Below are 6,110 nucleotides of genomic sequence, written 5' to 3' on the forward strand. Positions count from 1 at the left end.
TCTCCTCTCCGGGGTTCCGTCCGTCCCTTCCCGGGGCCCGGTGCCCGAAACCCCTTCCCGGTGGCACCAGGTTTGGCCCGGATGGCCCGGGGGACCCGGGACGGCATGGCAGGAGGAGCAGCGGAACAGCGCCGGCTCGCAGCGGTGGTGGAGGGCTGGCTGGGGCGTCCCGTCCTGGTCGTCGGCGACGCCATGCTCGACGAGTGGCGGTTCGCCGAGTCCGACCGGCTCTGCCGGGAGGCGCCCGCCCCGGTCCTCACCCTGCGCCGGCGGATCTCCGCGGCCGGCGGGGCGGCGAACACCGCCGTCAACGTCGCCGCGCTCGGGGGCCGGGCGGTGCTGGTGGCACCGGTCGGCGCGGACGTCGCCGGCGACGAACTGCACGACTGTCTGGACCGGGCCGGCGTCTGGGACCGTACGGTCAACCAGCCCGGCCGGCCGACGCCGGTGAAGCGACGCATGCTGGCGGGGAACCAGATCCTGCTCCGGGAGGACTCCGGTGACGCCGACGACGCGCTCGACGACGACGGGGTGACCCGGTTGCTCGTCGCGCTGGACTGCGCCACCGAGGAGCTGCGCGCCGCCGGCGGCGAGCCGCCCACCCTGGTGGTCTGCGACTACGGCCTGGGCGCGCTGCCCGCTGCGGTCCGCGCCTGGCTGGTGACCCACCGGGAGCGGTACGCGACGGTCGCGCTGGACGCCCACGACCTGGCCGACTGGCGCGGCCTGGCCCCGACCGTGGTGACCCCCAGCTTCGCCGAGGCGACCCGGCTGCTCGCCCGGGCCGCCGGCGCCCGGCCGGCACCGGGCGCCGGGCTGCACCTGGACCACCCGGCCGGCGACCCGGCCGACGGCCCCTCCGAACTCACGGTGGGCGTCTCCCCGGGCGGCGGGCCGCACCAGGACGCCCACCGCTCCACCGCGACGAACCCGACCGGCGGCGCGACGGGCCCGACCGGCTCGACCAGCGGCGCGGCCGGCTCGACCGGCGGCAGCGGGGGCGGCGCGGCCGGCGGCGCGGCGGGCCTCGCCGGGCTCGGGGCGACCGGCGAGCCGACGGCCGGCGAGGGTCGGGTGGCGATGACCGGGGACGGGCTCACCGTGACCGGCACCGGCGTCACCGTGAACGCCACGGCCGGCGAGGGCGTCGACCGGGCCGTGCTGGCCGAGTCCCGCCTCGCCGAGCTGCGCGCGCACACCGGCGCGGACGTGGTGGCGGTGACCCTGGACACCGACGGCGCGGTGGTCGGCGGGGCGGACGGCGAGCCCCGGCGCAGCCACAGCACCCCGGTGCCGGCCAGCCACGCGGTCGGCGCGGGTGACGCGTACCTGGCGGCGATGACGCTGGCGCTGGCCGCCGACGCGCCGCTGCCGACCGCCGCCCAGCTGGCCCAGCTGGCCGCGACCATCACCGTCTCGGACACCGGCACCTGCGTGTGCCGCCGGGAGGACCTGCTCGTCGCGCTGGACGCACCGGTCGACGGGGCGGGCCACCGGGCGCTGGTCGACACCGGCGAGCTGGCCGCGATCGTCGCGGAGCACCGCCGGGCGGGCCGCGCGATCGTCTTCACCAACGGCTGCTTCGACGTGCTGCACCGGGGCCACGTGCGCTACCTGGAGCAGGCCCGCGCCCTCGGTGACCTGCTGGTGGTGGCGGTCAACTCCGACGGCAGCGTACGCCGGCTGAAGGGCCCCGACCGGCCCGTGAACCCGGTCGAGGACCGGGTCGCCCTGCTCGCCGCGCTGGCCTGCGTCGACCACGTGGTGGTCTTCGAGGAGGACTCCCCGGCGGGGCTGATCGAGACCGTCCGCCCCGACGTGTACGTCAAGGGCGGCGACTACCCGCCGGAGATGGTGCCGGAGGCGCCGCTGGTGCGCCGGCTGGGCGGGCAGGTCCGCACCCTCGGGTACGTCCCCGACCGGTCCACCTCGGCGATCATCGACCGGATCCGGGCGCACGGGCAGGAGCCCCAGGAGGACCCCTCCCTGACGAGCAAGCCGTCGTGAACCGCCCGCTCGACCTGGGCACGGCCGGAGGGTTCCGCGCGGATCGGCTGCTCGACGTGCTGATCCCGACCCGCAACCGCCCCGCCGAGCTGGCGGTGACCCTCTCCGGGCTGGCCGGCCAGGAGGGCGTGCCCGGCTTCGGGGTGGTGGTCAGCGACCAGTCCGACGGCGACGCCGCGTACCGGCACCCGGCGGCGGCCACCATGGTCCGGGCGCTGCGCCACCGGGGGCACCCGGTGCTGCTGACCCGTCGGCTGCCCCGGCGCGGGCTGGCCGAGCACCGGGCGTACCTGCTGGCCGCGTCCGCCGCCCGGTACGTGCTCTGCCTCGACGACGACGTCTGGCTGGAGCCGGGCACGCTGCGCCGGCTGGTCACCGCCATCGAGGAGCTGGCGTGCGGCTTCGTCGGCAACGCGGTGCACGGGCTGTCGTACGCCGACGACGTCCGGCCGGAGACGCACCGGCACTACGAGGAGTGGACGGGTCGGCCCGCCCCGGAACGGATCCGGCCGGGCACCCCGCAGTGGGACCGGGCGTCGATCCACTCGGCGGCGAACCTGCTGCACGTGACGCGGAAGCTGGACCTGCCGCCGGGTGCCTGGCGGGCGTACAAGGTCTCCTGGATCGGCGGCTGCGTGCTCTACGACCGGGCGAAGCTGGTCGACTCCGGCGGGTTCGACTTCTGGCGGCGGGTGGACGAGAAGCACCAGGGCGAGGACGTCGCCGCCCAGCTCGCCGTGCTGGCGCGCTTCGGCGGCGCCGGCGTCCTGCCCAGCGGCGCGTACCACCTGGAGTCGCCGACCACCGTCACCGACCGGGACGTGGAGGCGTGGGAGGTCGTGCTCGCCGAGGAGGAGACGGCCCAGCCGGCCTGAGGCCGGCGCGGACGTCCGACCGCGCGGGGACACCGCCGGTTGCGATGTCGGGCGGCACCGCGCAGGGGCGCTCAGGGGGCGCCGGGCTCCGGGCGGAGCAGCTCGCGGGCCGCCTCCACGACCTCGACCACCGGCACGTCGGTGACGAACGAGTCCCGGTGGGGGCACTCGCCGTCGCCGGGGCGGTGCGGATAGATGCCCGGGGTGCAGTCGACCCCGCAGACCGGGCAGAGCACCGTCCACGAGCTGATCGGCCGGTGCCGGCCGCGCAGCAGGTTCGCCACCGTGATCAGGTTGCCGACCCAGTAGATGCCGACGGTCGCGGTGCCCACGGCGGCGGCCAGGTGCAGCGGCCCGGTGTCGTTGGAGACCACCAGCTCGCAGCCGGCGTAGCAGCCGGCCAACCCGCCGAGGCTGAGCGTGCCCACCTGCGGCCGGACGGGCACCCCGGCCGCCGCGACCACCCGGTCCACCACCTCCTGCTCGGCGGGGGTGCCCGTGACCAGCACCTCGTACCCGTCGCCGACCAGCTCGCGGGCCACCTCGGCGAAGCGTTCGGCGGGCCACCGCCGGCGGGTGTCCGTGGCGCCGGGGTGCAGCGCCACCCTCGGCCGCTCCGCCGGGCCGAGCACCTCGGCCGCCTCGGCCCGGTCGGCGTCGGTCACGGCCAACGCGGGGACGATCGTGGTGGCGCCCGCGCCGACCAGCCCCGCCACCTCCAGGTAGCGGATCACCTCGTGCTGGTAGTAGACGTACCGGATCCAGCGGTCCAGTGGCGGCGCGTCCTCGGCGCGCAGCCCGGCGGTGACCCGCGCGCCGAGGGCGGCGACGAACGGGTTGGAGTTGGCGCCGCCGCCGTGCAGTTGCAACGCCAGGTCGAAGCGTTCCCGGCGGGCCGCGGTGAGGAAGTCGTCCAGCGCCCACTCCGGCTCGCCCGGATCGGCACCGCGGATCCCCGGCGCGGGCGGCACCACCAGCACGCGGTCCACCGGCCCGGGCCGGTCGCGCCAGAGCTTCGCGTGCCACGGCGCGCCGAGCAGCACGATCTCCGCCTCCGGGTACGCGGCCCGCAACGCGTGCAGCGCCGGCAGGACGAAGATGAAGTCGCCGAGCGCGTTGGCGCGCAGCACGGCGATCCGCTCGACGTCCGGCACGCGCCCGGTGGCCGGGCCGAGCAGGTTCGCGGTGACCATTCGGCTCGTTACGGCCGGTCGATCTCGTCGACGGCGATGTCCGGGCGGTGCATCTCCCGGTCCGCGGCCGGGTCGACGACGCCCGGCGTACCCCCGTCGGGGCCGGCGGAACGAGGGCCGGTGCGGCCGACGGTGATGGTGCGCGGCGCGGGCCGGGCGGCCCGGGGCAGCCGCACCCGCAGCAGGCCGTGGTCCATGACCGCGTCGATGGTGTCGGGGTCCACCCGGGACGGCAGGTCGACGCGGTACTCGAAGCCCCGGGTCTCGAAGCCGCCAGGGATGCCGTGATCGGCGTTGACCTCGGCCTCGGACCGGGCCCGTACGCAGAGCTCGCGGTCGTCCAGTTCGACCGCCACCTCCTCCGGCGCCACCCCGGGCAGCCGCACCACGACCTCCCAGCCGTCGGCGGTCTCGGCCAGCTCGACGTCCGGCGGCCCGGTGCGACCGCCAACCAGCCGGCGCAGCTCCGAACGCAGGGACTGGAGTTCGCCCATCGGGTCCCAGCCCTGCTGCCGACCGCGCCAACCCCGGCCGGAACCGCCGCTCTGCTCGCTCATGCCGCCCCTCCGCTGATGACTCGCTCGCTGCGCTCGCTCATGCCGGCCCTCCGCTACGCTCCGCGCCGCCATGAGGCACCACCGCACTGAGCCTGATGACTCGCTCGCTGCGCTCGCTCATGCCGGCCCTCCGATCCGCTGGGTGGCCGCCGGGGGGCGCAGTGAGCTGGGCGCGTCCAGCCCGGCCTCCCGGTCCACGCCGACGCCGAGCCGGTCGACCAGTTCCCCGCCCAGCCAGGCGCTGATGCCGAGGATGGCCAGCGCGACCACCTCGATGGCGATCAACGCGCCGCCGGCCGCCCGGGAGTCGGCGTTGAGCCGGACCACCCAGATCGCGGCGAAGAGCAGGATCACCGCCACGTTGGCGGCGGCGTGGGTCAGCGCCACCCGCTTCGCGCGGGTCGCGGACGGGATGGCCAGCAGGTCGAACGTTCCGGCCGCCGCGGCCAACAGGCCGCCGACCAGGCCGACGGTGATGTTCCAGTACGCGACCTCGCCGAGGAAGTCCGGCCCGCCGACGGTGTCCACCAGGTCGAACAGGACCGCGGTGACCAGCAGGCCGACGGGGAACATGACCAGCATCGGATGGACGGGATGGCCCAGTACCTTGAGTCGGCTCTCCATCGGGCCTCCACTGCTCGGTCTCTCCGGGCGGGTCGGGTGAGGCGGTACCCCCGCCCCGAAGGGACAAACCTCGCGCTGGTCGCGCTCTCCTAGGCTGGTGAGCGGCGGCCACGCCGCCACCGGGGTCAACGCACGGGGAAGGATCACGTGACGGTGGAGATCACCTCGCACGAGGAACTGCGCGAGCTGCTGGGGGCGCCAATGCCGCGGGCGCTCACCAAGGAGCGGCCCGTCCTGCACGCCCGGGACCGGGACTGGCTGGCCGCGTCGCCGTTCTGCCTGGTGGCGACGGCGGGCGCGGACGGCAGCTGCGACGTCTCGCCGAAGGGCGACCCGCCCGGCTTCGCGATGGTGCTGGACGACCGGACCATCGCCATCCCGGAGCGGCCGGGCAACAAGCGCGCCGACGGCTACCGCAACATCCTGGACAACCCGCACGTCGGGTTGATCTTCCTGATTCCCGGCCGCACCGACACGCTGCGGATCAACGGCCGGGCCCGGCTGGTCCGCGACGCCCCGTGGTTCGACGACATGGTGGTCAAGGGGCACCGCCCGGTCCTCGCCGTGGTGGTGGAGATCGAGCAGATCTTCTACCACTGCGCCAAGGCGTTCCTGCGCTCCCAGCTGTGGCAGCCGGAGAGCTGGCAGCCCGACGCCCTGCCGACCCGGGCCCGGCTGATCAAGGAGGTCGAGAACCCGGCCGAGAGCCTGGCCGACCTGGAACGCCACTACGGCCCGGCCTACCTCAGCACGATCTACCGCTGACACCCCGGCGAACTCTCCACCCCGGGGTCTTGGTACGAAACCGCCCCGCCAAGGGCCCTTTCGTACCAAGATCCCGGCGTGGAGAGTTC

Annotated in this window: 6 protein-coding genes; 3 read left to right on the plus strand and 3 right to left on the minus strand. The window is 75.7% G+C overall.

Annotated features, from left to right (window positions below; translation table 11 throughout):
- The first annotated feature begins 105 nt into the window (after window positions 1–105).
- Together rfaE2 and ACSNN9_RS18505 are read left to right on the plus strand one after the other, a co-directional pair.
- Complete coding sequence (rfaE2, locus tag ACSNN9_RS18500; RefSeq protein WP_436674615.1) at window positions 106–2,007, plus strand: D-glycero-beta-D-manno-heptose 1-phosphate adenylyltransferase; 1,902 nt, start codon at window positions 106–108, stop codon at window positions 2,005–2,007.
- The gene (locus tag ACSNN9_RS18505; RefSeq protein WP_436674616.1) at window positions 2,004–2,882 is read left to right on the plus strand and encodes a glycosyltransferase family 2 protein; all 879 of its coding nucleotides are present in this window, start codon (window positions 2,004–2,006) and stop codon (window positions 2,880–2,882) included. Before rfaE2 ends, ACSNN9_RS18505 begins: the two co-directional genes overlap by 4 nt.
- 71 nt (window positions 2,883–2,953) lie before the next feature.
- Here ACSNN9_RS18505 and ACSNN9_RS18510 read toward each other — a convergent pair whose 3' ends face one another.
- The 3 genes from ACSNN9_RS18510 to ACSNN9_RS18520 form a co-directional block, all read right to left on the minus strand.
- Window positions 2,954–4,075 carry a glycosyltransferase family 9 protein gene (locus ACSNN9_RS18510; RefSeq protein ID WP_436674617.1) on the minus strand — a complete coding sequence of 374 codons (1,122 nt, stop codon included), beginning with the start codon at window positions 4,073–4,075 and terminating at the stop codon, window positions 2,954–2,956.
- Between the two features lie 8 nt (window positions 4,076–4,083).
- The gene (locus ACSNN9_RS18515) at window positions 4,084–4,632 is read right to left on the minus strand and encodes an Hsp20/alpha crystallin family protein (RefSeq protein WP_436674618.1); all 549 of its coding nucleotides are present in this window, start codon (window positions 4,630–4,632) and stop codon (window positions 4,084–4,086) included.
- A 117-nt stretch (window positions 4,633–4,749) separates the two neighbouring features.
- A complete protein-coding gene (locus tag ACSNN9_RS18520) occupies window positions 4,750–5,256 on the minus strand; it encodes a DUF2231 domain-containing protein (RefSeq protein WP_436674619.1) in 507 nt (168 codons plus the stop codon).
- Between the two features lie 147 nt (window positions 5,257–5,403).
- Here ACSNN9_RS18520 and ACSNN9_RS18525 point away from each other — a divergent pair, with 147 nt between their 5' ends.
- On the plus strand, window positions 5,404–6,021 hold the full coding sequence (locus ACSNN9_RS18525) for a pyridoxamine 5'-phosphate oxidase family protein (protein WP_436674620.1): 618 nt from the start codon (window positions 5,404–5,406) through the stop codon (window positions 6,019–6,021).
- The last annotated feature ends 89 nt before the right edge of the window (window positions 6,022–6,110 follow it).

The sequence above is a fragment of the Micromonospora sp. URMC 107 genome, from assembly GCF_051386315.1.
Taxonomy (GTDB): domain Bacteria; phylum Actinomycetota; class Actinomycetes; order Mycobacteriales; family Micromonosporaceae; genus Micromonospora.

Coding starts and splice junctions, on each gene's coding strand:
- rfaE2 (WP_436674615.1), top strand. CDS start 106: ATGGCAGGAGGAGCAGCGGAACAGCGCCGGCTCGCAGCGGTGGTGGAG.
- ACSNN9_RS18510 (WP_436674617.1), bottom strand. CDS start 4,075: ATGGTCACCGCGAACCTGCTCGGCCCGGCCACCGGGCGCGTGCCGGAC.
- ACSNN9_RS18515 (WP_436674618.1), bottom strand. CDS start 4,632: ATGAGCGAGCAGAGCGGCGGTTCCGGCCGGGGTTGGCGCGGTCGGCAG.
- ACSNN9_RS18520 (WP_436674619.1), bottom strand. CDS start 5,256: ATGGAGAGCCGACTCAAGGTACTGGGCCATCCCGTCCATCCGATGCTG.